Source organism: Lysobacter sp. yr284, assembly GCF_900107375.1.
In the GTDB taxonomy this organism is placed as follows: Bacteria; Pseudomonadota; Gammaproteobacteria; order Xanthomonadales; family Xanthomonadaceae; genus Lysobacter.
Genome location: NZ_FNPT01000001.1, coordinates 296,084 through 319,831 on the forward strand (window position 1 = coordinate 296,084; position 23,748 = coordinate 319,831).

The window sequence follows — 23,748 nt, forward strand, 5'->3', positions numbered from 1 at the left end:
CGCACCGCCGCCCCTGCCGCACGCCCCGCCTCCGCGGCGGCGACGGCGCGAATCCGATGGCCCGCACCGCGGCGCGGCTTCGCGCCCGCCATGCGCACCGCGGCTGCGCGCCGTGCCGGCGGCGCGCGTTCGCCGGCCACCCTCCGCATCCCACCAAGGCGCCGTCCCATGCTGCCTGAACTCGGCCAGATCGCCCTCATCCTCGCCCTGCTGATCTCGGCGCTGCAGGCGAGCCTGCCGCTGATCGGCGCGCAGCGCGGCATCGATGCGTGGATGGCGCTGGCGCGGCCGGCCGCGTACTCGCAACTGGTGCTGGTCGCGTTCGCCTTCGCGATCCTCACCGAGGCCTTCGTCACCCAGGACTTCTCGCTGCGCTACGTCGCCGAGAACAGCAACACCCTGCTGCCGATGGCCTACCGCTATTCGGCCGTGTGGGGCGCACACGAAGGCTCGCTGCTGCTGTGGGCGCTGGTGCTGGCGCTGTGGACCGGCGCGGTGGCGCGCTTCTCGCAGGCGCTGCCGGCGCCGGTGATCGCGCGCGTGCTGGCGGTGATGGGCATCGTCAGCGTCGGCTTCCTGGCGTTTTTGATCTTCACCAGCAATCCGTTCGCGCGCCTGCTGCCGGCGGTGGAACAGGGCCGCGACCTCAATCCGCTGCTGCAGGACCCGGGCCTGATCATCCACCCGCCGATGCTGTACATCGGCTACGTCGGCTTCAGCGTGCCGTTCGCCTTCGCCATCGCCGCGCTGCTGGACGGCAAGATCGACGCGCGCTGGCTGCGCTGGACCCGGCCGTGGACCAACGTCGCCTGGGCCTTCCTGACGCTCGGCATCGCCTTGGGCTCGTGGTGGGCGTACTACGAACTGGGCTGGGGCGGCTGGTGGTTCTGGGACCCGGTCGAGAACGCCAGCTTCATGCCGTGGCTGGCCGGCGCGGCGCTGCTGCACTCGCAGGCGGCGACCGAGAAGCGCGGCAGCTTCCGCGGCTGGACCCTGCTGCTGGCGATCGCCGCGTTCTCGCTGTCGCTGCTGGGCACCTTCCTGGTCCGCTCCGGCGTGCTGACCAGCGTGCACGCCTTCGCCGCCGATCCTTCGCGCGGCCTGTTCGTGCTGATCTTCCTCGGCATCGTGATCGGCGGCTCGCTGCTGCTGTACGCGCTGCGCGCGCCGTCGGCGCAGGACGACCCGGGCAAGCCGTTCGAACTGTCCTCGCGCGAAACCCTGCTGCTGGCCAACAACCTGCTGCTGACCACCGCCTGCGCGATGGTGCTGCTGGGCACGCTGTACCCGCTGCTCGCCGATTCGCTGAACCTGGGCAAGATCTCGGTCGGGCCGCCGTACTTCGCGCTGATGTTCGTGCTGCTGATGACGCCGCTGGTGCTGCTGCTGCCGTTCGGCCCGCTGTTCCGCTGGCAGCGCGAGCAGGCCTCGCGGCCGCTGGCGATGCTGGTGCCGTGGGCCGGCGTGGCGGCCGGCGCGGCGATCGCCGCGTTCTTCCTGGCGCCGCAGGGCCCGCTCAAGGTCGCCGCCGGCGTCGGCGGCGCGCTGTGGGTCGCGGGCGGCACCGCGCGCTTCGTGTGGACGCGCCTGCGCGGCGACGGCGCGCGGCCGGGCGCCAAGCGCTTCACCGCCGAGATGCTCGGCATGACCCTGGCCCACTTCGGCGTCGCCGTGTTCCTGGTCGGCGCGCTGCTGGTCGAAGGCCTGAGCGTGCAGCGCGAAGTCGCGCTGGCGCCGGGCAAGAGCCTGGACCTGGGCCGTTATTCGTTCCGCTTCGACAGCGTCCAGCACAGCGTCGGGCCGAACTACGAAGCCGACTACGGCACCGTCACCGTGTTCGACGGCGACAAACAGCTGACCGTGCTGCATCCGGAAAAGCGCGCCTACGTCAGCGGCGGCCAGGTCATGACCGAAGCGGCGATTTCGCGCGGGGCGACCCGCGATCTTTACGTCGCCCTCGGCGAGCCGCTCGGCGACGGCGCCTGGGCGGTGCGCGTGCACATCAAGCCGTTCGTGCGCTGGGTCTGGGCCGGGGCGCTGCTGATGATGCTCGGCGGCTTCATCGCCGCGGCCGACCGGCGCTTCCGGGTTAAGGCCGACGCGCGCGCCGGCGCCGCGCCGCCGCCGCGCGCCGCCGCCGAGCCGCTGCCCGCCGTACGCACCATCGCAGGAGAGCCACAGGCATGAACACCCCCGATTCGCGCTCCGGGTCCGCGCCCGGCGCCAGGCGCGGCGCCACCCGCTGGCTGCCGCTGGCGGTGTTCGCCGCGCTCGCGGTGCTGCTCGCCGCCGGCGTCTGGCTCAGCCGCAATCCCGACCGCGAGAAGCTGCCCTCGCCGCTGATCGGCAAGCCGGCGCCGCAGTTCTCGCTGCCGGTGCTGCACGAAGCCGGGCACCTGATCTCGACCCAGGACCTGCGCGGCGCGCCGTACCTGCTCAACGTCTGGGGCAGCTGGTGCCCGGCCTGCCGCGACGAGCACCCGGTGCTGACCCGCTTCGCCGAGACCAAGCGCGTGCGCGTGGTCGGCTTCAACTGGAAGGACGAACACGCCGACGCCCTGCGCTGGCTGGAGCAGTACGGCAATCCGTACTTCGTCGTCGCCGTCGACTACGAAGGCAAGGCGGCGATCGACTGGGGCATCTACGGCGCGCCGGAAACCTTTCTGGTCGACGCCCAGGGCATCGTGCGCTGGAAGTTCGTCGGCCCGCTGACCGACGCGGTGATCCGCGACCAGTTGATTCCCGAGCTCGACCGGATCGGCGCCAAGGCCGGCGCGCCCGCCGCGGGCGCCTCGCTCGCAGGCGCAGGCGCGCGATGAGCGGCGCCGGCCCGCGCGCCGCCGCGCCCGGCGGCGCCCGCCGCATCGCCGCCGCGCTGCGCACCGCGGCCTGCGCCGCGCTGCTGGCGGCGAGCGCGTGCGCGATCCTGTCGGCGCCGCTGTCGGCGCAGCCGGCCAGCGATCCCGAACCGCTGCGCTACCGCGACCCGGCCGAGGAACGCCGCTTCCACGACCTGGTCGCCGAACTGCGCTGCGTGATGTGCCAGAACCAGTCGCTGGCCGATTCCAACGCCCAGATCGCCCACGACCTGCGCCGCGAAGTGCTGGAGCTGATGCGCCAGGGCAAAAGCGATACCCAGATCAAGGATTTCCTGGTCGCGCGCTATGGCGAGTTCGTGCTCTACCGTCCTCGTGTTGAATCCACCACCTGGCTGCTGTGGTTCGGCCCGGCGCTGGTGCTGTTGGCCGGCGGCTACCTGGTGGCGCGGGTGATCCGCGCGCGCGCCGACGGTACCGGCGCGAACGACGGCACGGCCACCGACCTCGGGCGCGCATCGCGCAGCGGCGAAGACGAACAGGAGTGGTGATGGCGGTGACGATGGGCTCGGGTTCCACCCTCGCGTTCGCCGCGGCGGGCGCGGTACTGGTGCTGTTGGTGCTGGGCTACGCCCTGCATCCGCTGTGGCGCGCGCGGCCGCGCCTGGGCATCGGCCTGGCCGCCTCGCTGGCGCTGGCGACGGCGGCGCTGTATCTGGGCCTGGGCACGCCGCGCGCGCTCAAGCCCGAGCAACGCCGCGCGCCGCAGACCCTGGCCGAGGCGGTGACCCAACTGGAAGCCGAACTCCAGCGCGATCCGAACCAGATCGAAGGCTGGCGCCTGCTGGCCAGCGCCTACACCGCGCAGGGCATGGCGGTGCAGGCGCGCGACGCCTACGCGCGCGCGCTGAAGCTCGCGCCGGACAACCCCGACCTGCTCGCCGAAGCCGCCGAAGCGCGCGCGCTGGCCACGCGCGAACGCCGCTTCGACGAGGAAGCGATGCGGATGCTCGAGCACGCCCTGGAACAACAGCCGATGCACCAGCGCGCGCGCTGGTTCCTCGGCATCGCCCAGCGCCAGGGCGAGCGCCCGGCCGACGCGGCCAAGACTTGGGAGCCGCTGCTGGCCGTGGTCCAGCCCGGCACCGCGGCGGGTTTGCTCGAACAGATCAACGGTGCGCGCAAGGACGCCGGGCTGGAACCGCTGTCGCCGCCGGCGCCTGCCGCCACCGATGCCTCCGCCGCCGGTCCCGGCCTGAAGGTACGGGTCGAACTCGCGCCCGCGCTCAAGGCCAAGTTGCCGGCCGGCGCCAGCGTGTTCGTGCTCGCGCGCCAGGACGGCGGCCCGCCGATGCCGGTGGCGGTGGAGAAACACCCGGCCGGGAGCTTCCCCCTGGAGGTCACCCTGGACGACGGCGACAGCCCGATGCCGACGATGAAGCTCTCGCAACTGCCCAAGGTGCAGGTGCTGGCGCGGGTCTCGGCCTCCGGCAACGCGATCCCGCAAAAGGGCGACCTCGCCTCGGCGCCGCAGACGGTGGCCACCGGCGGCGCAGACACGGTGGTGGTGACGATCGACCGCGTGGTCGAATGATCCGCTGAAGCCGTCGTTGCCGGACGGCGTCGATGCTCGCTCCCAACGCCTGCTCTTGCGGGAGCGACTTCAGCCCCGACGCGTTCCGCTCGGATCGCCCCTACCTGCAACAAGAGCGTCGGGACTGAAGTCCCTCCCACAAGAGCAAGCTCGGCGCTGTCCGGTGCCATATCGCAATAACGCAATCGCCGTTGCCGTCGCACCCGCGCATCGTGGCGATGGTTTAGGCTGCAACGCGACCGCCGCGCCCGCGACGCGCGGCCCGAACACGCCCAGGCGCGTCCACCCCGTTCGCACGAACGCCGGCCCGCGCCGGCCACACGAGCAAGGCATGACCGAATTCATTCCGCCCGGCACCCGCCACATCGACCTGCCCTCGCCGTTCCCGATGAAGCGCGGCGGCGCCCTGACCGGCGCGCGCATCGCCTACGAGACCTGGGGCGCGCTCAACCCGCAGCGCGACAACGCCCTCCTGATCGTCACCGGCCTATCGCCCGACGCGCACGCCGCCGCCAACCCCGGCAATCCCGAGCCGGGCTGGTGGGAGGCCATGCTCGGCCCCGGCAAGCCGATCGACAGCGACCGCTGGTTCGTGATCTGCGTGAATTCGCTGGGCAGTTGCAAGGGCTCGACCGGCCCGGCCTCGCTCGACGCCGCGCGCGGCGAGCCGTACCGCCTGGAGTTCCCCGAACTGTCGGTCGAAGACGGCGCCGACGCCGCCGCGCACGTGGTGCGCGCGCTCGGCATCGAGCGGCTGGCCTGCGTGATCGGCAACTCGATGGGCGGGATGACCGCGCTGGCGCTGTTGATCCGCCACCCCGGCCTGGCCCGCGCCCACATCAACATCTCCGGCGCGGCGCGCGCGCTGCCGTTCTCGATCGCGATCCGCTCGCTGCAGCGCGAGGCGATCCGGCTCGACCCGAAGTGGAACCAGGGCGGCTACGACGAAACCGACTACCCCGAATCGGGCATGCGCATGGCGCGCAAGCTCGGCGTGATCACCTACCGCTCGGCGCTGGAATGGGACGGCCGCTTCGGCCGCGTGCGCCTGGATTCCGACCGCCTCGACGAAGAACCCTTCGGCCTGGAGTTCGAAGTCGAAAGCTACCTGGAAGGCCACGCCCGCCGCTTCGTGCGGCGCTTCGATCCGAACTGCTATCTGTATCTCAGCCGCTCGATGGACTGGTTCGACATCGGCGACTACTGCGACGACGGCGACGGCCTCGACAATGATGAACAGGTGCTGCGCGGCCTGGCCTCGATCCGGATCGAAAAGGCCCTGGCCATCGGCGTGCATACCGACATCCTGTTCCCGTTGCAGCAGCAGCGCGAGATCGCCGACGGCCTGCGCGCCGGCGGCGCCGACGCGCGCTTCCTGCCGCTGGAATCGCCGCAGGGCCACGACGCGTTCCTGGTCGACATCGGCCGCTTCGGCCCGGCCGTGGCCGGATTTCTCGCCGAGCTGCCCACGGGCGTAGAATCGGTGGCATGAACGCCACCGACGCCCTGCCCGACCTGGACTTCCCCGGCCACGACAAGCTGGTCGCCGCCATCGACGCCGCGGTCGCCGCCGGCGACGAGCACGCGGTCACCGCAGCCTTGCGCAACACCCTGTGCAAGATGATCCGCGACCGCGACGTGAACCTGCCCGATTGCGTGTTCGACCCCATCCAAGACCACTACGCCCGGCGCGAGTTGTACCGCAGCCCCGAACTGGGCTACAGCGTGGTGGCGATGACCTGGGGCCCCGGTCAGGGCACGCCGATGCACGACCACAGCGGCCTGTGGTGCGTGGAAGGCGTGTGGGACGGCGAGCTGGAGATCACCCAGTTCGAACTGCTCGAACGCAACGGCGAGAACTTCCGCTTCCGCGCCGCCGGCGGCATGCACGCCGGCCCCGGCAGCGCCGGCAGCCTGATCCCGCCGCACGAGTACCACACCATCCGCAACGCCAGCCAGGACGCGGTGGCGGTGTCGCTGCACATCTACAAGGCGCCGATGGAATGCTGCTCAATGTTCGTCCCGCGCGAGGGCGAGTGGTTCCGGCGCGTGGACAAGGCGCTGGAAACCGACCAAGCGGCCTGATCCGCCCGCGCCGCCGGCCCGCAACCGGCGCGCGCCGCGGTGCGCGGCCCCTCGCTTCGACGCCCGTACCCGGGTTGCCGCTACGCGCGACGCAGCGTTTACGATAGCCGCCGATCGCCGCCCGCCGCACAGGCCAGCCCATGCTCACCGACCTGCTCCTCGCCATCGTCCACCACCTGCTGGTGTTCGCGCTGATCGCGATGCTGGTGGCCGAATCGGTGCTGTTGCGCGGCCCCATCGACGCCGCCGCGCTGCGCCGCCTCGCCGGCCTCGACGCCGGCTACGGCATGAGCGCGGTGTTGCTGCTGATCGCCGGCGCGCTGCGCGTGGCTTACGGGATCAAGGGCCACGCGTTCTACCAACACAACCCGTGGTTCCACGCCAAGCTCGGCCTGTTCGTGCTGGTCGCGCTGCTGTCGATCCTGCCGACCGTGCGTTTCCTGCGCTGGCGGCGCGCGCTCAAGGCCGATCCGGGTTTCCTGCCGGATCCGCGCCAGGTCGGCGCGCTGCGCCTGCTGATCCGGCTGGAACTGGTCGCCGTCGCCGCGATCCTGGTCTGCGCCGCGGCGATGGCGCGCTACGGCGGCTTCTGAGCCGCCGCGCCGCGATGCCGCCCGCCCCCGGCGCGCCGTCGCTCGAATTCGGCGGACACATCCTGCTGCTGTCCGGCCCGCCCGGCGCCGGCAAGACCACGCTGGCGCGCGCGCTGGCGGCGCTGCCGGGCTCGGCCAAGGCGCACCTGCACGGCGACGATTTCTGGCATGCGCTCGGACACGGCGCGATCGCGCCCTACCGGCCCGAGGCGCACGCGCAGAACGCGACGGTGATCGACGCGCTCGCCGCCGCCGCGCAGGGCTACGCCGGCGGCGGCCTGTTCGTGGTGGTCGACGGCGTGATCGGGCCGTGGTTCCTGGCGCCGTTCCGCCGCCTCGCAGCGCCGGTGCACTACCTGGTGCTGCAGCCGCCGCTGCAGGCCGCGATCGAGCGCTGCGGCGCGCGCGGCCATGGCTTGAGCGATGCGCGGACGATCGCCGCGCTGCACCGGCAGTTGTCCGACCTGGGCCGCTGGCAGCCGCACGCCCTGCCGACCGGCGAGGCGGGCGCGGACGAGATCCTGGCGTCGATCTTGCGTGCCCTGTCGGCCGGCGCGCACCGCCTGCCGGCGTGAGCGCGGCCGGCACGCGCCGACCGGATCAGAACACTTCCTGGACCTGGGTCACCTTGCCGTCGCGCAGCGTGATCAGCACGGTCTTGTTGCCGAGGAAGTACTCCAGGCGCTCGCCTTCGTGCGCGCCGAACTTGTTCTCGATCGGCACGGTGCGGCTGGGCTGGCCGGCGACTTCGAACACCCGCCCGACCGGGTCGCCGACGCTGACCAGCTTGTTGCCGAACGCGACCGCCTGGGCGAACGCCGCGGTCGACAGCGCAGCGAAAAACAAGAACGCGAAGATCTGGCGCATAACGGCTCCTCGTGGGGGCGTTGGGGGGATGCGGCGACTTGCGTGCGGATCGTACCCATTAATCGCCGCGGCGCCTGCGCAGGAATCGACATTGTGAAAACGACCGCACGTTCGCCGCAGGCCGGGCAGCTGCGGTTCAATCCGGCGCCGCCTCAACCGCCGCCGAGGTAACCGCTGAGGTGGAAGGCCAGGTTCGCCGCCGAGTGGATCAGCAGCGGGAACAGCAGGCTGCCGCTGCGAAAGCGCAGCCAGCCGCCGGCCAGGCTGCCGACGAAGGGGAACAGCGCCGACATCGGGTCGAACGAATACGCGCCGCGCGAATAGCCGAGCCCGTGCCAGAGCCCGAACGCCACCGCGGTGGCGACGATCGCCGCCCACGGCGTGCGCTCCTGCGCCGCCGGTTCGCGGCCGCCGATCCAGCCCAGCAACAAGGCCGGCGCGATGCCGCGGTAGGCCAGCTCCTCGGCCAGGCCGGGCATGCTGACCTGGAACGCCAGCGTTTCCGCATCCGCCACGCCCGGCTTGAACAACAGCCCCAAGCCCAGCCCCCACAGCACGAAGAACGCCAGCGTCGCCAGGCACGTGCCCAGGTGCCGCTGGCGCAGCGTCAGGCCGAGCGCGGCCGGCTTGATCCCCAACGCCAGCGCGACCAGTGCCGCCAGCGCCAGGCTGTAGAGCTTGCCCGACCAGTTCCAGCCGCCGCCGACCACGGCCAGCGCCGGCACGCTCGACGCCAGGCCGGTGACCAGGTCGTCGAGCCCGAGGTAGAGCGCGAACAGCGCGCCGGCGGCGAACGTCAGCCGGCGATCGAAGGGCTTGCACAACGCGAACACCACGAACGCGGCGGCGGCGAAGCTGAGCGAGAAAACCACCGCATCCATCCGACGGCGCTCCTGAGGCGTGGCACGCCGGCCGCGGCGCGATCGCCGGATGGTCGGAAGAAATCGCGACGACGGTCAACCGAAGAAAGTCAGGGTGCCCAATGGCGGCCTGCGCCGCGAGGCCTCAGCGCGGCAGCCATCGCTCGATCTGTTCGCGCTCCTCCAGCGGACGCTGGAAGCCGGCCGGGTACACCGGCTGGTAACCCTCGCCTTTCGGCGGCGCGCCCTTGAGCAGGAAGATGCCGCGCGAGCCGGCGACCTCGTCCTGCATCGTTCCCAGCCGGTAGTGCCACATCGGCCACAGCGGCACGCGGATGCGCGGCGGCAGCGCGACGGCGCGGGTGAACAGCACCGCTTCGATCTTCAGTTCCAAACTCATGCGGTTGGCCAGCCCCGGGCCGGTGCGCGCCGCGCGGTCGGTCAGCGCGCGGCCGCGGCCGTCGACCATGCCGACGCTGGCGACGGTGGCGACGACGACGTGGTCGGCCTCGCGCACCAGTTCCTCCAGCGGCTTGGGCGCCACCGACGTGGCCCAGACCGGGGCGGCGAACAAGGCGGCCGCGAAAGCGAGAACGTATTTCATCGTGGACTCCGTGACCGGGCGGGTCGGCAAAGCGCGTTGCGCGCGCTCGCAATGCGGCGGCGCGCATGTAGGAACGCAGGCGGGTCCGCTTCGGGGTCGCCCCCGGCACGGCGCCCGCGCGGAGGCAGGCGCAGCCGGGAGTATGCTGCGTCGACCTGGCCGCGCGCCGCAACATCGCCGGCGCGCTCGCAACCAGCGACCCGCCTCGCCCCGACCGGCGCGGCCCTTCCACCCTGCCGACGCCCGCGCCCGCCCCGCATGATCCTGAAAAAATTCGAAATCCCGGCCGGACGGCCGATCCCCGAGGACCAGCGCGGCTATTTCGGCCCCTCGGCCGAACTGGTCCGGTTCAAGCCTGCGCCGGTGCAGGCGACCGACGTCGTCGGCCGCCGGATCGACGAAGTCTGCTCGAACCTGGGCAGCTACGGCATGGGCGGCGCCGGCATGTTCGGCCTGCGCCTGGACGCGCAGTGGCTGGTGTTCGCGCTGTGGAGCGCGGCCGACTGGATGATCGCCGAGGGGCGCCGGGTCGAAGACGCCCACTACCTGCGAAACGGCGCGCCGCAGCCGTGGCGCTCTGACCTGGGCGACGAACTCTCGGCCCGGGTGCTGGGCCGCGCCATCGCCTCACTGGAGGTGCGGCGCCGCGCCATGGACCTGTCGCTCGACGACGGCTTCGCGATCCGCATCGACGAGGACCCGGCGACGCGCCCGCTCTGGGAAGGCAACCGCAAACCGCGCAAGTTCGGCTGGCGCGACGACCTGCGCCGGGCGGTGTTCCTGTGCCCGACCGACCAGATCTGGATCTGACCGCGCCTGGCCCGTTCGCGGCCGGATCGGCGATGGCCGGCGCCGGCGCCTAGATCGGCGTCTGCTGCCCCACCGCATGCGCCAGGTGCGCGATCGCCTGGCTCATGCCTTCGCGGAACAGCAGGTCCGGCGCGTTGGCCAACTGGCGCGGATCGCGCACCAGGCCCAGCGCGTTGGACGAATCCGCGGCCGGCGCGCGCGCGATCAACTGCATCGAGAATTCGCGGTAGGCCGCGCACTCGCCCTTCATCCGGGCCAGGTCCTCGGCCATGAACTGCAGCTGCTGCTGCATGTACTGCATCCCCTCTTTGAGCTCCTGCAGCGCGGCGTGTTCGGTCACGTCGTTCCCCATGTGGCAGGTAGGTTGGCGGCGACAGCCTAACCCAGCCGCGGCCGCGGAACTGGGCCGCATTGCCGCTACGTCAAGCGATCGGGCAACCGGCCAGAGGCGGCGGGCGCTCCGTCGCGGATCGCGCGCGCCGCTGCGCCGCGTGGCCGCGGCGGCGGCAGGCCGGCATCGCCCCGCGTTCCCGGTCCGCCGGCCGCTCGCGCGCGTCCGGACACGGCAGAATGATGCCGTCGCCAGCCCCGTGCCGGCGTTCCCGCCTGCGAGCGCACAGCCCCATGCCTCTCCCGCCTGCCTGCCTGAGCGCCCAGCGCTGCATCGACGAGTTCGTGCGCAGCGGCGGCGATGCCGACCTGATCGCCGCGACCCTGGACGGCCTGCTCGAACTCGACGAAACCCAACTCGGCCCAGCCGAAGCCGCCGCCGAGCTCGCCGCCCGCCACATCGCCGACTGCGCGCATTGCCAGGCCTGGCGCGACGCCCGCGACCCAGCCCGCGCCGCATGGCGCGCGCGCACCGCCCGCTATTGCTGCGCGGCGATGTTCGAAGCGGTCAACGAGCCGCGGGCGCGGCCGACGTTCTCGTTCGCGCTGTTCCGCAACGAAGATCCGTGCTGGCGCATCGACGGGCAATGGAGCTTCGCGCGGTACTGCCCGTGGTGCGGCAAGCCGCTGCCGGAGCAGGCGTTCGAGCCCGGCGCCGTCCGCGATTGATCGCCCGATTCCGTCGGCGACGTCCGACGCCGCGCACGCCCGAGGCCTCTTCGGCGTCGAGAAGCACTGCGGCGAATCGCTCGCTCAAGCGCCGCGGGCAAAGCCCCAGCGCCGTGCGCGGGCGATCAGCCGCGATGCGACCTGGTCACCCGGCGTTCGGCCCAGTTCAACTTCGGCGCCGGCTCCAGCATCTCGGGTTCCGTGTTGGCCGCCAGCGCCTTCAAGCGCACGGCGATGAACTGCCCGTCGCCGAGCAGGTCGAAGCGGCCGGAAGGATTCTTCAAGATCGCGTCGCGGTTGAGGAAGGTCTCGCAACCGGGCTGCGGCGGACGCTGCGCGCTGCACAGCTCGATCGCCAGCTTGAGCTTGCTGGTTCCGCTCCTGTGCCACGGATGACCCGGCACCAGGCGGCTGACCATCGCCGTATCCAGCTCGACGACGACTTCTTTCTCGGTGAGCGACTGGCAGCGCCCAATGGCAATATCGAAGCTCTTGTGCATGCGCGCCTCAGCGGACAACGGCGGTGAGCTTGCTGTTCAGGCGCGCCTCTTGCATCAAACCCCGCAAGCGGGCCTCGATGACCGCAAGCCCGCCAAGACGCGCGGACGCGCGCAGCGAGTACACGGGGGTCCTGCGTCCCAGGATCGTTCGGCTATTGCGCTGGACAGAAACGTTGGTCGATCCGCAGGCGCGCATCCACAATGCGCGCAAGGCCTCCGGACCTATCGTCTGATCGATCGGGAGAGTGAACTGGAACCACTCGACATGATGTTCCACGGCGCTCCACTCTTTGCGATTGAGCGCCAGTATGCGCGCCCCGGTGCGAAATCGCCTGAAAAACCGCTAAAAATAAAAAAGCTGGTACGGCGCGGATATTGAGCGTAGGGTGAGCGAGCAAACCTGTGTTTTGCGCCGCGGCGCCCGCGAACAGCGCACCCGCTCCGCCTTTTCCATAATGCGCCGCGCAGCGCTTCGACATTAATCGCCGCGAATGTCCCGCTCGATCTGAACGATTTAGCCCTGAACCGGGATCGATCAGACGTTACGCCCGAATTGTTGCGGTGTTGTTCTCGAACAGTGATCGCCCGCGTGCGAAAACGCGATGCCTCGTTAACCGCTCCACGCGCAGCTTCGACTGATCCGAGTCGCTTCGACCCGGATCAAACGTGAGGTGAGCGAATGAGCAACCACCAGCAAGGCCAACCCGGTCAGCCGGGCCAGCAGGGCGATCCCGGCAAGCGCGACCAGCAGGGCCAACCGGGGCAGGAGAAGGATCGCGAACGTCCCGGCCAGAATCAGGGCGAGGACGACCAGGACAAGCAGCAGCGCGGCGGACAAAACCCGCAGCGTTGATCCGCGTCTGATCGGAAGAAGGCCCCGTTCGGGGCCTTCTTTCTTTGCAGCGCCGTGACGAAGACGCGCCGAAACGCTGCGGATGCGGCCGTTTTGGCGAAGCGTCGCACCAAGTCGGTCGCGACGAATCGATTGGCGCACAACCGCCGAATTCATCCGCCGGGTTTGAATCTGCGGCGTCGCGGTTGTGGCCCGAAAGTATCGCTCGGTGCGGATCGCTCTTCGGCCATCGAACATCGGCCGGATTCGAGCGCAAGCCGACTCATCCGAAACTGGACTGGCGATCGCGCCTGGTTGCGTGGCCGGCCGATACGACGCGAACATCGCGGACGAGTAAATCCAAAGTTTGCAGACGCCCACGGACAGGGTCGCACGTGCACTACTGCCCGCTCCATGCGCCAAGGCAGGCAATGACGAGGGCAACGTCGGCGGACGCCATCGGGCATATGCGGATGCCAGCGGCGACCCGAAGGCAGCTACGGCAGAGGGCTTGGAGGATGCGGCGCCGGCGCGGCGCCGAGATCGCGACGATGGAGCGCGTCGCGCAGCGGGGGCTGAAAATTACGCCGGATCCGCTGAAACCGCTGAGCCACGAGGGGCTTTGGTGCCGGAGGTGGGACTCGAACCCACACGCTTTTAAGGGCGGCGGATTTTGAGTCCGCTGCGTCTACCGATTCCGCCACTCCGGCAGCGGGTCGCGCATCATAGCAAGGCCGGGGGCCGGCGTCTGCCCCGGCCCGCTCAGCTGGGGCGGCGCGGTTCGAGCGGCTCGGCCGCGGCCGCGGCCTCGTCCTGGGGGTCGCGCTGCGGCGGCGCCTCGCCGTCGCCGCAGTCGCCCACCGTCGCGGCCGCGGCTGCGCCCGGCCACAGCGCGACGGTGCAACGGATGGCGGCGGCGGTGAGCATGGTCAGGTCTCCGGTTGGGGGCGTCGGCATCCCAGGCAGTGGCGTCGGCGGCCGTGGCGGCTGTGCTGCGGCCGCGACAACAGGCCGCCGCAGGGACATTGCGGCTCCCTGCCGCGCTCCCAGCGCCACAGGCGCCAGAACGAATGGACGAGCATCGCCGCGGCGGTGCCGAGGCCGCCGAACTGCAGGCACTGCGCCAGCCGCGCGTAAGAACCCGCCGTCGAGGCGGCCTGGGCGGCGTCCGCCAGCAGGCCTCCGGCGGCGAACGCACCCGCCGCGACCACCGCGGCCGGCGCGAACAATTGCAACAACATCCTGGCGCCACGATTCATCGATTGCCCTCCCCTTCGAGCCGGCCGAACTGCGAGCCGGATAGCAAAGCGGGGCGCGATCTCAATCGATGCGACGGTGGCCAGAATATGGCCAGCGCGCCGGCGCGGCATCTGCCATAGGTCCCGCCCGCACTGCGCCTGCGGTCGGTTGCCGCACGCGCGCGGCTGTGAGCAACTATGCGGCGATGGCGGGACTAGAATGCGGCCATGTGCCTGATCGCCCTCGCCTGGCAACACCATCCCCGCTATCGCCTGGCGTTGATCGCCAACCGCGATGAAGCCCACGCCCGCCCGACCTCGCCGGCCGGACCCGATCCCGACGATGCGCACGTCTTCGGCGGCCGCGATCTCTCCGCCGGCGGCAGTTGGCTGATGGTCTGCGCGCGCGGCCGCCTGGCCGCCGTCACCAACGTGCGCGACGGCCGCCAGCCCGAGACCGCGGCGCGCTCGCGCGGCGCGCTGGTGCGCGACTTCGCGCGCGGCGCGATGAGCGCGCAGCAGTACCTGGACGCATTGCGCGCGGACGCCGCGCAGTTCGGCCGCTTCAACCTGCTGCTGTGGGACGGCGAAGCGCTGCGCTTCGGCAGCAACCACCCGCCCGCCGGCGCCGGCGGCTATCAGACCTTCGCCGTCGCTCCCGGCGTGCACGCGATGACCAACGGCGCCTTCGACGCCGCCTGGCCCAAGAGCGGCCTGGCCACGCGCGCGTTGTCGGCATGGCTGGATTCGCCGGCCTCGCTGCAGGCGCCGCTGCGCCGCGACGGCGACGCGCCGTCGAGCGCCGATCCGGGCCTGGCGATGCTGTTGGCGGCGATGGCCGACACCACCCTCGCGCCCGACGAGGCGCTGCCCGATACCGGCGTCGGCCTGGAACTCGAACGCCTGCTGTCGCCGCCGTTCGTGCTCGGCGAACGCTACGGCACGCGTTGCAGCACCATCGTGCTGGTCGGCGCCGACGGCATCGACTTCATCGAGCGGCGCTACGGCCCGAACGGCGCCGACGCCGGCGAAAGCGCGGCGCGGCTGCCGCTGCGCTGAGGCGCGCGAGCGCGCGCGGGAAAACGCCGCGGGGATGCGATCCCCGCGGCGTCGCAACCGCGCTCGATCAGATCAGAAGAAGCACTTGCCGACGTACGGCGGGCTGAAGTCCGGCGAATAGCCGCGCACGACGAAGTAGCCGATGCCGCCCGGCTCGCGGTAGCTGGGCTCGCCCTTGCAGCCGATCAGGCCGTAGGTCGCGCGCCGCGACGGCGTGGTGTAGGCGCGATAGAGCTGGTTGTCCAGGTAGATGTCGCTGTCGGCCAGGGCCGGGCGGGTGCCGTTGAGGGTGTCGATCTGGTCGATCAGCCAGTCCTCGCGCGAGAACGCATCGAGGTGGTGGCCGCAGCGGGTGCGCACGTCCTGGGTCTGCTTGCAGCGGTAGTACTTGACGATCAGCGCCGGGCCGAAGCCGGTCGGACGCTGGTAGACCTTGCGGCCGTTGTAGAAGACCTGGGTGATCGCGCCGCTGGTGTTGTTGGCGTTCCACCAGTTCACCACCGCCTGCTCGTCGGCGAACGGGCCGTTGGGGATGGTGAACTGGGCATGCGCGGGTTGCAGCGCGGCCAGCCCGAGCAGGCCGGCCAGCGCGATTGCGACGATTTTCATGAAAGCTCCTTTTCGATGGAAGAGCGGCGGCTTCGGTGGAAGCGCGGCGATCGCGCATCGGCCGCTGCGCGAATCCGGGAGCGCGCGCACGCCGACGGCGCGGCGCATCCTGCGCTCGCGCGGTCGTCGTGTTGAAGGGGCGTCCCGAACGCGCTTATTAGAGCGCAGCGGCGTTGCGCCGACTGCGACGGCGTGCCGCGCGGCGTGCGCGAATGAATAGGCTGGAAGCGCCATTTTTCCGCGCCAGCGTGCGATTCGCGCGGCCGGCGGGGCAACACGCGCACGACGCCGCGCCAAGCGCGCGCCGAACCGACGCGCAAATGAGAAGGCCCAGGCCTCGAGGAGATTCCTCGGGTGTCCGGGCCTTCCGTTGTCGGAGCGGTTCCAACGGACTGGCGTCCACTGGTTGTTCTCCGACGCGCGCAGGTTAGCGCCGGCTGCGTTAGCCGGCGATCAAATCCGCGTTAGCGCGGCGCGGGGGCGGCAGCGACTTCGGTCGCGACGCGGTTCGGCCGGATCTCCGCGCGCGGGAACGAAAGCGTCGGGACTGAAGGCCTTCCCATAACCGTGGCTGCGCGACCGCCAGCGTGCGGATCGAAGAACGCTAGTGTGTCCGGCCGTCGCGGGACGGAATTAATGCCTGGGAACCGCCGCGCTCAACCCGGCCACGGCCACCAGCCGCGCCCGGTCTGGGCGTAGCGGTCGGCCGCGCGCTCGAAGCGGTTGCGTACGCTGATGCCGCCGCAAGCCAGGTACAGCGGCAGGAACAGCGGCCCCAGCACCATGTACTGGTAGACATGAGCGCGCTCGTGGTCGGCCAGGCAGATCGGCGGCTCTTCGCCGTGGCCGGCGTCGTGGGCGTAGGTGTGGCAGAGCGAATCGAGATCGTGGCCGGTGTGCAGGATCACGTTGCCGAGCGTGATCGCCCCGCCCGGCCCCCACGGCCAATGCTGGAACACCAGCGCCAGGTCGCGCCGGCGCCAGCGCGCGCGCGCGCCGAACGGCATCGCCAGCAGGCCGGCGAGCAGGCCGAGCGCGCTGATCGGCGAAGTCCACGCCACGCCGAGCGCGGTACCGGCCGCGCGCGCGCAGGTTCGCAACGCCGCGCCCAGTCAGCAGCCCTCTTCCGGGATCAACAACCACAGCACCAGATAGGCCAGCGCGACCGGCAGCACGAAGGTCGCCAGGGCCAGCACGACGAACCCGGCGCGCACCAGCACCGGATTCCAGCGCAGACGCAACGCGAGGCCGCCGCAGACGCCGGCCAACATCCGGTCGTGGCGCGAACGGCACAGGGATCGGGTGGCGCTGCTCATCGTCCGCGGGCGCTCCGGGCGCAAGGTCCGCGGCCAGTCTAGCGCGTCACGGCGACGGCGGTGTCGGCGGCGGCGGCGCTTTCGCGTTGCGTAGCTGAACGAGCCTGGCGCGCAACCACGCGGCCGCCGGCGTGGCCGCATCGCCGCCGCAGCGCACGTGGTACGGCTTGCCGCTCAGACTGCTTTGGCTGGCCGCGCGCTCGATGAACAGCTCGGCGCTGTCGGCCAGGCCGCGCTTGCGCAGGTAGGCCAATTTCTTGCGCAGGTGCGCCTGCGCCTGGGCCGCGTCGTACCAGCTGCCGTTGCGCTCGAACTGGCAGCCCGAGCGCGCCAGGGCCTGGATCAATTGTTCGGTCTCGCGCTCGGCCTGGGCCGAGGGCGCGGCCTGCGCGGACGCGGCGGCGGCCAGCGCCAGGACCAGGGCGAGGCCGAAACGGGGGGCCATTGCATTCATGCCGGCGAGGGTAGCTTGGCCAGCCACGGGCCGACCACGCCGATCCAGATTTCGTAGCCGGCGCGGTTCATGTGCAGGCGGTCGGCGAGGAACAGCTCCTCGCGCGGTGCGCCGCCGGCGTCGAGCATCGGCGTGTACACGTCGAGATAGTCGACGTTGCGCACGCCGCGGGCGAAGTCGCGGACCAGGGCGTTGGCCTCGCGCACCTGCGGCAGCAGCGCCGCGCGCGACGGGCTGGGCTTGATCGAAACGAAGGCGATGCGCGCCTTCGGCGCGGCCGCCTGCACCTTGCGCACGAACGCGGCGAAATCGTCGCGCACCTGGCGCGGGGTGCGGCCGTCGCTGAGATCGTTGTCGCCGGCGTAGAACACCACCGCGCGCGGCTGGTAGGGAACGACGATGCGCTCGGCGTAATAGACCGAGTCGTACACGCGCGAGCCGCCGTAGCCGCGGTTGATCAGGGCGACGCCGGGGAAGTCGTCGGCCAGCGTGGTCCACATCCGGATCGAGGAACTGCCGACGAAGACCACGCTGCCGGGCATGCGCCGCACGCGCGCGTCCTGCTCCTCGAAGGCGCGGATCGCCGACGCCCATTCGGCCGAATCGCGCGGCGCGGTGCCGGCGGGTGCGGGCGCCTGGGTGGCGGCGCTGCCCGCGTGCTGCGCGCTGGCGCAGGCGGCGAGCAAGGCGAACAACAGCGGCAGCAGGAAACGGCGCATGCGGGGCTCCGCGATGGGGACCGTGGGAGACTAACCCGTGTGGCGTTAAGGCGCGTGGGCGCGCAGCGATCCGGGCGAAAGACGGCGGGCTTGGCTGCGGCGTTGCACGCGGCTGCGAGCATGTGGGGCGCAATGATCGGAGCAGAAAGCGTCGGGCCTGAAGGCCCTGCCACAACGGCCCTTCACTGAGGCCCTTTCACAAGGGCATCCCACGATGCGTCGGCATCGCGGGAGGCGCCGGCGCGCTCAGCGCGAGCGCTGGCTCAGCCAGTCGTGGATCGCGCCGGGCACTTCGCGCTGGGCGCGGCCGGAGACGTAGATGCCGATGTGGCCGCCCTTGAACGACAGTTCGCTGTAGTCCTCGCTGCCGACCAGTCCCTTGAGCGCCTTCGACGCGGCCGGCGGCACCAGGTGGTCCTGCTCGGCGTAGATGTTGAGCACCGGCATGTCGACATAGCCCAGGTCGACCGCGCGGCCGCCGATGTCGATGCCGCCGTTGACGAAGCCGTTGCCCTGGTAGAACTGCTTGATGAACTGGCGGAACGCTTCGCCGGCCTGGTCGGGCGAGTCGAAGATCCACTTTTCCATGCGCAGGAAGTCTTCCAGCGCGCGCTTGTCGTCGAGGATGTCGACCAGGCCGACGTACTTCTGCACGAACAGCCGCCACGGCTTGAGGGTCAGGTAGCACCAGTTCATGACGTCGGCCGGCACGTTGCCGAGGGTGTCGACGAACTGGTCCACGTCCAGGCCGCGGGTCCAGTTCGACAGCATGTTGTCGCGGGTGTGGAAGTCGACCGGCGTGACCATGGTGATCAGGTTGCGCACCTTGGCCGGGTTCAAGGCCGAGTAGCACAGCGAGAACGCGCCGCCCTGGCAGATGCCGAGCAGGTTGATCGCGTCCTGGCGGTACTCGCGGCGCAGATGATCGACGGCGCCGCCGAGGAAGCGCTGGATGTAATCCTCCAGCTCCAGGTAGCGGTCGGAGCGGTCGGGATAGCCCCAGTCGAGGATGTACACGTCCTGGCCGCGTTCCAGCAGGCCGCGCACGATCGACTTGTCGGCCTGCAGGTCGACCATGTACGGGCGGTTGACCAGGGCGTAGGCGATCAGCAGCGGGGTCTTGGCGGTCGGCGCCTGCTCGCCGCGGAAGCGGTACAGCGCGACCTTGCCGTCGCGCCAGACTTCCTCGCGCGCGGTCGCGCCGTAGTCGATGTCGTCGACCTCGTGCAGGGTGTCGAGCCCGGCGCTGAGCTTGCGCTGGGCGGTGAGCGCTTCCTGCGCCAGCGACTCGGCGGTGAAGTTGATCGGTGCGGTCATCTCAGCGCGCTCCCTGCTTGGCGGACTTCACGGACTTCGCGGCCGGGGCCGGCTTGGCGGCGCGCCGGGACGGCGCGGCGGCCTTGGCCGCGGCCGGCCGGGCCGGCGGCTGCGGACGGGCGATCGCGGTTTTCTTCGCCGCGCGCTTGCCCGCGGGCTTGGAAGCGGCCGGTTTCGGCGCAGCCTGCCTGGATGCGGCTTGCTTGGGAGCGGCTTGCTTGGGAGCGGCTTGCTTGGAAGCGGCCGGCCTGGACGCCGGCTTCGCGGCAGCGGGCTTGACCGCCACCGGCGCGGCTTCGGCCGGCGCAGCCTGCGCGGCGCGGCTCGGCGCGGCCGCGGCGGCCTGGGCCGCGCGCGGCTTCGGCTTGGCGCCGGCGCTCTTGTTCGCCGCCGGCGCGGACTTGGCCTCGGGCTCGCCGCCGTCGCCGCCGCGCAGCTGCTGCACTTCGTCGCGCAGCCGGCGCAGTTCGCGCTCGAGCTGGACGATCTTGCGGTGCGCGGCGTCGATCTCGGTGCGGGTCGGGATGCCGTACTGGCCGCTGGCCTGCTCGACCTCCTTCTGCACGCCGGCGCGCAGGCGCATCTGCGAATTGACCAGCGCCGCGTAGGCGTCGCGGAAGCGCGGCGACAGCGCGATCTCGGCGTAGGCGTCCTCGGCCGCGTCGATCCACAGGTCGAACAGCGCGCGCGCGCTGCCGATCTGGCGGCCCGGCTCGCTGCGTTCGGCCAGCTTGTCTTCGAAGCGCTTGAACGCGTCCTGCCCGGCCTCGGCCATCAGCGCGTTGTAGGCCTGGCTTTGCTGCTGGTAGTTCAGGTAGGACTGGGCCAGGTGCTGCACGCGCTCCTGGTGCTCGCGCGCGAAACCGAACGCGGGCAGGCCCAGCAGGCTGCTGCCGCCGTCCTGCAGGCGTTCCAGGAACGGCCTGGCCTGCTCGACCCAGCGTGCGAAATCCTGCTGGCCGGGGCCGCGCATCGCGCCGAACACGTCGGCGAACGGATTGGCGCCCTGCCCGCCCATCGCCTGTTTCCAGGCGCCGGCGATGTCGGCGGCGGAGGCGTCGCGGCCGGCGAACTGCGCGGCCAGTTTCTGGATCTCGCCGAACCAGCCGCGCGCCTGGCTGTTGAAGCGGTCGAGCGTGTCCTGGACCTGCGGCTGGGCGCCGCCCTTGGCCAGTTGCGACCACCAGTTCAGCGCCTCGTTCCAGCCCGGCATCGACGGTTGCGGCGGCGGCTGCGGCTGCGCGCCGCGCATCATCTCGCCCCATGCGCCCCAGTACTGTCGCGCCAGGCGCTCGAAATCCTGCGGGTTGAAACCGGCGCCGAAATCGCCGGGATTGTTCGAGCCGAAACCGAAATTCGCCATCGCGCCGCCTCCAGGGTTTGCCCGGATGATAGCAATCGCGCGTTGCCGGGCGCTGCCTGTGTCGTGGGGCACACAACGGCGTGAATGCGCTGGCGCGGATTTACGGCAGCTACCTGTAGGAGCGGCGCGAGCCGCGACCGCGGGGCCGCAATCTTGCGCCGCACGCCGCGATTCGCGGTCGCGGCGTGCGCCGCTCCTACAAAAAACGGTCGAGACCGCGCCGCAAATCAGGGCTTGGGAATGCGCAGGGTCTTGCTGATCATCAGCGAGCCCGACAGCGCGAACATCAGCACCAGCGGATGGAACAGCCACGGGCCGATGCGCACGCCGCCGAACCACAGGTCGGCGCCGATCGCGCCCTGCCACGCCGCCACCGCCAGCACGATCACCAGCAGCAGGCTGGTCGGGATCGGCGTGCCTTCGAAGTGCTTGACCTTGCCCTCGTCGCCGGCGAGCGCCTCGGCGGTGACGTTGTAGCGCGCCAGCCGGCTGACGCCGCAGCCGACGAAGTAACTCAGCACCACCCAGTCCCAGCCGCCCTGCAGGCCGCAGGCGTAGGCCAGCGCGGCCGGGGCGACGCCGAAGGAGATCACGTCGGCGAGCGAATCCAGCTCGCGCCCGAGCGTGGAGGACGACTTGCGCCAGCGCGCGACGCGGCCGTCGAGCGCATCGAACACGAACGCCAGCGGGATCAGCGCCATGCCGATCATCAGGTTGCGCACGTCGCCGTCCTGCAGGAAGCGCATCGCGGCGAAGATCGCGCCGGTGCCGCAGAAGGCGTTGGCGAGGGTGAACCAGTCCGCGAGGTGGAACTCGCGGAGCATCGAGAAATGACGCGGCATGCGGCGCAGCTCCGTGGCGGGCGGCCGCGCGGCCGCCGGGGGGCGTTCAGCCTGCCAAAGCCGGCGCGTGCGCCGCAAGGGGCCAAGGTCGCAGGCCCGGCGCGCGGGCGGCGCGGCGCGCGGCGGCGGAACCCCGCGCGAGCGCCGCCGCGGCGGCGCTTACTTCGGCACCGCCAGGTTGTCGGCCTTCAGGCCCTGGCCCTGCGCGCGCGGCACGGTCTCGACCACCGCATCGCCCGGCAGCGCCGCGCCGCCGGCCAGGTGCGCCTCGACCCGGTCCAGCGCCGCGTACACGTACGGCAGCAGCGGCAGGTAGCGCGCGCCCAGCGCCGGCAGGCCGAGGAAGGCGTCGAAGTGCTGGACGTTGCTGACCTGCCAATAACTCACCTGCGCGCCGGCCTTGCGCGCCATCGCCACGTACGGCGCGCTGCTGAACGCCGGCGGGATCAGGCCGTCGTCCAGGCCGTGCACCACCACCATCGGCAGGCCCTTGCGCGGCGCGCCGGCGCGGGTCTGCTCCACGCCCTTGCGCACGCGCTCGCCGGCGCGGCGCAACGCGGCCTTGTCCACGCCCTCGCGCAGCGGCTGGCCGGTCCACAGTTCGCGCAGGCCGGCCATGCCGTCCAGGCGCGGCGCCGCGCCCGCGGCCGGCGGGCCGAACAACTGCACGCCCGCGCCCGGCGGAATGCCGCTGGCGTCGGCCCACCACGCCGCGCGTTCGCCTTCGCTGGCCGCGCGCGCCAGCGGCGGCGCGTCGGGGCCGGCCGGCGTCGCCGCGGAATAGACGTAGCGCACCCACGGCTGTTCGGCCGCCGCGCCTTCGCCCAGCGCCGGCGCGTAGCGGCCGTAGGCCGAGGCGTAGGTGGCCGCGACCGCGCGCCACAGATCGAAGTTGACCGACAGCGCGCCGGCGCGCAGCGCCGCGTCGCTCCAGCCGTCGGCGCGCATGCGCTCGTAGGCCGCCTGCGCGCGCGCGGCGGTGTCGCCCGCGCGCGCGGCTTCGCCGAGCAGGCCGCGTTCGGCGGCGAAGTCGCAGAACGATTGCGCGCTGTCGCCGGTCAGCGGCGCCACCGGCATCGCGCCGAGCGGCTTGTGCAGCAGCGCGCACGGCATCAGCAATGCGGCCTGGGTGGTGTAGTCGTACAGCGGCCGCGCGCCGGCGGCGTAGACGTTGGGTTCGCCGGCCACCACCGCGTCGAGCCAGGGCTCGTCGTTCAATTCGGCCGCGCGCAACACCGCGCCGCCGCCGTTGGAGATGCCGACCGCGATCACCCGGGTGTTGGCCCAGGTGAACGGCGCCGCGTCGGGAAACGCGCGATCCAGCGCGCGCAGCGCGAACTGCGCCGCCTGGCGCACGTGCCGGCCCCAGTCGGCCTCGGGATTGTCCTGCGAATGCGCATGCTTGAACGCGACGCCGCCGGCCTTGCGCGCCTGCGCATCGGGCTCGAACGCCAGTTCGCCCTCGCCCGGCTTGCCGACGGTGCCGTCGGCGCGCACGCCCAGGCCGGCGTCGAGATCGAAGTAATCGGTGCCCGCGCCCTTGTCGGTGTAGGCCACCGCGCAGCCCTTGGGCAAGCCCCAGGCGCCGGCCACGGCGATCGAGCCGTAGATGCCGCGCGAACCCGACGACGCGCTGACCACGATGCAGCGCTTGTCGCGATCGAAACCGTCGGGCACCTGCACCAGCACGCGATGCGGCTGCCTGGCGCCGGGCAGGCGCGCGAACGCGCTGTACTCGCGGCCCGGCACCGGCGCCACGCTGCCGTAGAGCTCGCCGTAGCCGCCGCCGGGCGCGAGGTCGGCGATGCCGCGCCAGTTCGACCACAGCGCGCGCCGGCGCAGTTCGGCCGCGGTCGGATGGGCTGCGTCGGCGAACGCCGGCGGCGCCATCGCGCGCAGGCCGTCCAGGCCGAGTCCGGCGCTGAGCAGGTCGTCGCGGTCGCGATGGTCGGTCTGGCGTTCGGAGCTGAACATCGCGGCGGAGTCCTGTGCGGTGGCCTTGCCGGCCGGCTTGGCCGCGGACGTGCGCGCCGGCGCGGCGCTGGCGGCGCCGGCCGTGCAGGCCAGCAGCAGGGAGGCGGCCAGGGCCGCGGTGCGTAGGGTGTGGGCGCTCATGGGCGCAGGCTAGCAAGCCGCCGGCTCGCGCTCATCGTACTTTGGTACACCTGCGCGCCGCGAGCGCGCGGCGCCGCTGCCGCGGCCTGCTACGCT

At 71.7% G+C, this 23,748-nt stretch carries 29 protein-coding genes and 1 tRNA gene; 11 read left to right on the plus strand and 19 right to left on the minus strand.

Going from position 1 to position 23,748, the window contains the following annotated elements:
• Positions 1–168: 168 nt before the first annotated feature.
• The 8 genes from BLV01_RS01095 to BLV01_RS01130 all read left to right on the plus strand — a co-directional run bounded on the left by BLV01_RS01095 (position 169) and on the right by BLV01_RS01130 (position 7,663).
• Positions 169–2,187 (plus strand): heme lyase CcmF/NrfE family subunit, encoded by a 2,019-nt coding sequence (locus tag BLV01_RS01095; RefSeq protein WP_091793298.1) that lies wholly within the window; start codon positions 169–171, stop codon positions 2,185–2,187.
• Positions 2,184–2,819 carry a DsbE family thiol:disulfide interchange protein gene (locus BLV01_RS01100; RefSeq protein WP_091793300.1) on the plus strand — a complete coding sequence of 212 codons (636 nt, stop codon included), beginning with the start codon at positions 2,184–2,186 and terminating at the stop codon, positions 2,817–2,819. Before BLV01_RS01095 ends, BLV01_RS01100 begins: the two co-directional genes overlap by 4 nt.
• On the plus strand, positions 2,816–3,367 hold the full coding sequence (locus BLV01_RS01105; RefSeq protein WP_091793302.1) for a cytochrome c-type biogenesis protein: 552 nt from the start codon (positions 2,816–2,818) through the stop codon (positions 3,365–3,367). Before BLV01_RS01100 ends, BLV01_RS01105 begins: the two co-directional genes overlap by 4 nt.
• Entirely contained in the window at positions 3,367–4,410 is a 1,044-nt protein-coding gene (locus BLV01_RS01110) for a tetratricopeptide repeat protein (RefSeq protein WP_254782470.1), read from the plus strand. Before BLV01_RS01105 ends, BLV01_RS01110 begins: the two co-directional genes overlap by 1 nt.
• A gap of 331 nt (positions 4,411–4,741) precedes the next feature.
• Positions 4,742–5,902, plus strand: coding sequence for a homoserine O-acetyltransferase MetX (locus BLV01_RS01115; protein ID WP_091793304.1), 1,161 nt, complete (start codon positions 4,742–4,744; stop codon positions 5,900–5,902).
• Complete coding sequence (locus tag BLV01_RS01120) at positions 5,899–6,495, plus strand: cysteine dioxygenase family protein (protein ID WP_254782471.1); 597 nt, start codon at positions 5,899–5,901, stop codon at positions 6,493–6,495. Before BLV01_RS01115 ends, BLV01_RS01120 begins: the two co-directional genes overlap by 4 nt.
• A gap of 140 nt (positions 6,496–6,635) precedes the next feature.
• A complete protein-coding gene (locus BLV01_RS01125; RefSeq protein ID WP_091793306.1) occupies positions 6,636–7,088 on the plus strand; it encodes a DUF2214 family protein in 453 nt (150 codons plus the stop codon).
• A 14-nt stretch (positions 7,089–7,102) separates the two neighbouring features.
• The gene (locus BLV01_RS01130) at positions 7,103–7,663 is read left to right on the plus strand and encodes an AAA family ATPase (RefSeq protein ID WP_091793308.1); all 561 of its coding nucleotides are present in this window, start codon (positions 7,103–7,105) and stop codon (positions 7,661–7,663) included.
• Positions 7,664–7,688: 25 nt separating this feature from the next.
• Here BLV01_RS01130 and BLV01_RS01135 read toward each other — a convergent pair whose 3' ends face one another.
• From BLV01_RS01135 to BLV01_RS01145, 3 genes are all read right to left on the minus strand, one after another.
• Positions 7,689–7,955 (minus strand): hypothetical protein, encoded by a 267-nt coding sequence (locus BLV01_RS01135; RefSeq protein WP_091793310.1) that lies wholly within the window; start codon positions 7,953–7,955, stop codon positions 7,689–7,691.
• A 152-nt stretch (positions 7,956–8,107) separates the two neighbouring features.
• The gene (locus BLV01_RS01140) at positions 8,108–8,836 is read right to left on the minus strand and encodes a CPBP family intramembrane glutamic endopeptidase (protein ID WP_091793312.1); all 729 of its coding nucleotides are present in this window, start codon (positions 8,834–8,836) and stop codon (positions 8,108–8,110) included.
• 124 nt (positions 8,837–8,960) lie between these two features.
• A complete protein-coding gene (locus BLV01_RS01145; protein WP_091793314.1) occupies positions 8,961–9,419 on the minus strand; it encodes a hypothetical protein in 459 nt (152 codons plus the stop codon).
• A 258-nt stretch (positions 9,420–9,677) separates the two neighbouring features.
• Here BLV01_RS01145 and BLV01_RS01150 point away from each other — a divergent pair, with 258 nt between their 5' ends.
• Positions 9,678–10,229 carry a hypothetical protein gene (locus tag BLV01_RS01150; RefSeq protein WP_091793316.1) on the plus strand — a complete coding sequence of 184 codons (552 nt, stop codon included), beginning with the start codon at positions 9,678–9,680 and terminating at the stop codon, positions 10,227–10,229.
• Between the two features lie 49 nt (positions 10,230–10,278).
• Here BLV01_RS01150 and BLV01_RS01155 read toward each other — a convergent pair whose 3' ends face one another.
• Positions 10,279–10,569, minus strand: coding sequence for a hypothetical protein (locus BLV01_RS01155; protein ID WP_139178371.1), 291 nt, complete (start codon positions 10,567–10,569; stop codon positions 10,279–10,281).
• 284 nt (positions 10,570–10,853) lie between these two features.
• Between BLV01_RS01155 and BLV01_RS01160 the strand changes: the two genes are divergently transcribed.
• On the plus strand, positions 10,854–11,288 hold the full coding sequence (locus BLV01_RS01160) for a hypothetical protein (protein ID WP_091793320.1): 435 nt from the start codon (positions 10,854–10,856) through the stop codon (positions 11,286–11,288).
• Positions 11,289–11,413: 125 nt separating this feature from the next.
• On the opposite strand, the gene BLV01_RS01165 is transcribed toward BLV01_RS01160, so the two are convergent.
• From BLV01_RS01165 to BLV01_RS01185, 6 genes are all read right to left on the minus strand, one after another.
• Entirely contained in the window at positions 11,414–11,788 is a 375-nt protein-coding gene (locus BLV01_RS01165; protein ID WP_091793322.1) for a hypothetical protein, read from the minus strand.
• 7 nt (positions 11,789–11,795) lie between these two features.
• On the minus strand, positions 11,796–12,065 hold the full coding sequence (locus BLV01_RS01170; protein ID WP_091793324.1) for a hypothetical protein: 270 nt from the start codon (positions 12,063–12,065) through the stop codon (positions 11,796–11,798).
• A 333-nt stretch (positions 12,066–12,398) separates the two neighbouring features.
• The gene (locus BLV01_RS25090; RefSeq protein ID WP_139178373.1) at positions 12,399–12,878 is read right to left on the minus strand and encodes a hypothetical protein; all 480 of its coding nucleotides are present in this window, start codon (positions 12,876–12,878) and stop codon (positions 12,399–12,401) included.
• Positions 12,879–13,243: 365 nt separating this feature from the next.
• Positions 13,244–13,330, minus strand: a tRNA-Leu gene (locus BLV01_RS01180).
• Between the two features lie 52 nt (positions 13,331–13,382).
• Entirely contained in the window at positions 13,383–13,547 is a 165-nt protein-coding gene (locus BLV01_RS26005) for a hypothetical protein (protein ID WP_175485725.1), read from the minus strand.
• A 2-nt stretch (positions 13,548–13,549) separates the two neighbouring features.
• On the minus strand, positions 13,550–13,861 hold the full coding sequence (locus BLV01_RS01185) for a hypothetical protein (RefSeq protein ID WP_091793328.1): 312 nt from the start codon (positions 13,859–13,861) through the stop codon (positions 13,550–13,552).
• A 225-nt stretch (positions 13,862–14,086) separates the two neighbouring features.
• On the opposite strand from BLV01_RS01185, the gene BLV01_RS01190 reads away from it, so the two are divergent.
• Positions 14,087–14,917 (plus strand): NRDE family protein, encoded by an 831-nt coding sequence (locus BLV01_RS01190; RefSeq protein WP_091793330.1) that lies wholly within the window; start codon positions 14,087–14,089, stop codon positions 14,915–14,917.
• A gap of 72 nt (positions 14,918–14,989) precedes the next feature.
• Here BLV01_RS01190 and BLV01_RS01195 read toward each other — a convergent pair whose 3' ends face one another.
• From BLV01_RS01195 to BLV01_RS01235, 9 genes are all read right to left on the minus strand, one after another.
• Entirely contained in the window at positions 14,990–15,526 is a 537-nt protein-coding gene (locus BLV01_RS01195) for a hypothetical protein (RefSeq protein WP_091793332.1), read from the minus strand.
• 656 nt (positions 15,527–16,182) lie between these two features.
• Positions 16,183–16,533 (minus strand): hypothetical protein, encoded by a 351-nt coding sequence (locus tag BLV01_RS01200; RefSeq protein WP_254782504.1) that lies wholly within the window; start codon positions 16,531–16,533, stop codon positions 16,183–16,185.
• A gap of 105 nt (positions 16,534–16,638) precedes the next feature.
• Positions 16,639–16,842, minus strand: coding sequence for a PspC domain-containing protein (locus BLV01_RS01205; RefSeq protein ID WP_057947864.1), 204 nt, complete (start codon positions 16,840–16,842; stop codon positions 16,639–16,641).
• 46 nt (positions 16,843–16,888) lie between these two features.
• Positions 16,889–17,287 (minus strand): DUF5329 family protein, encoded by a 399-nt coding sequence (locus tag BLV01_RS01210; protein ID WP_091793337.1) that lies wholly within the window; start codon positions 17,285–17,287, stop codon positions 16,889–16,891.
• A gap of 5 nt (positions 17,288–17,292) precedes the next feature.
• On the minus strand, positions 17,293–18,015 hold the full coding sequence (locus BLV01_RS01215; protein ID WP_091793339.1) for an SGNH/GDSL hydrolase family protein: 723 nt from the start codon (positions 18,013–18,015) through the stop codon (positions 17,293–17,295).
• A gap of 246 nt (positions 18,016–18,261) precedes the next feature.
• Complete coding sequence (locus BLV01_RS01220; protein ID WP_091793341.1) at positions 18,262–19,332, minus strand: class III poly(R)-hydroxyalkanoic acid synthase subunit PhaC; 1,071 nt, start codon at positions 19,330–19,332, stop codon at positions 18,262–18,264.
• Position 19,333: 1 nt separating this feature from the next.
• Positions 19,334–20,695: a class III poly(R)-hydroxyalkanoic acid synthase subunit PhaE gene (gene phaE, locus BLV01_RS01225; protein WP_091793343.1), complete on the minus strand. Its 1,362-nt coding sequence runs from the start codon at positions 20,693–20,695 to the stop codon at positions 19,334–19,336.
• A 227-nt stretch (positions 20,696–20,922) separates the two neighbouring features.
• Entirely contained in the window at positions 20,923–21,537 is a 615-nt protein-coding gene (locus tag BLV01_RS01230) for a CDP-alcohol phosphatidyltransferase family protein (RefSeq protein ID WP_091793345.1), read from the minus strand.
• Between the two features lie 159 nt (positions 21,538–21,696).
• The gene (locus BLV01_RS01235; RefSeq protein WP_254782472.1) at positions 21,697–23,652 is read right to left on the minus strand and encodes a D-(-)-3-hydroxybutyrate oligomer hydrolase; all 1,956 of its coding nucleotides are present in this window, start codon (positions 23,650–23,652) and stop codon (positions 21,697–21,699) included.
• Positions 23,653–23,748: the final 96 nt, after the last annotated feature.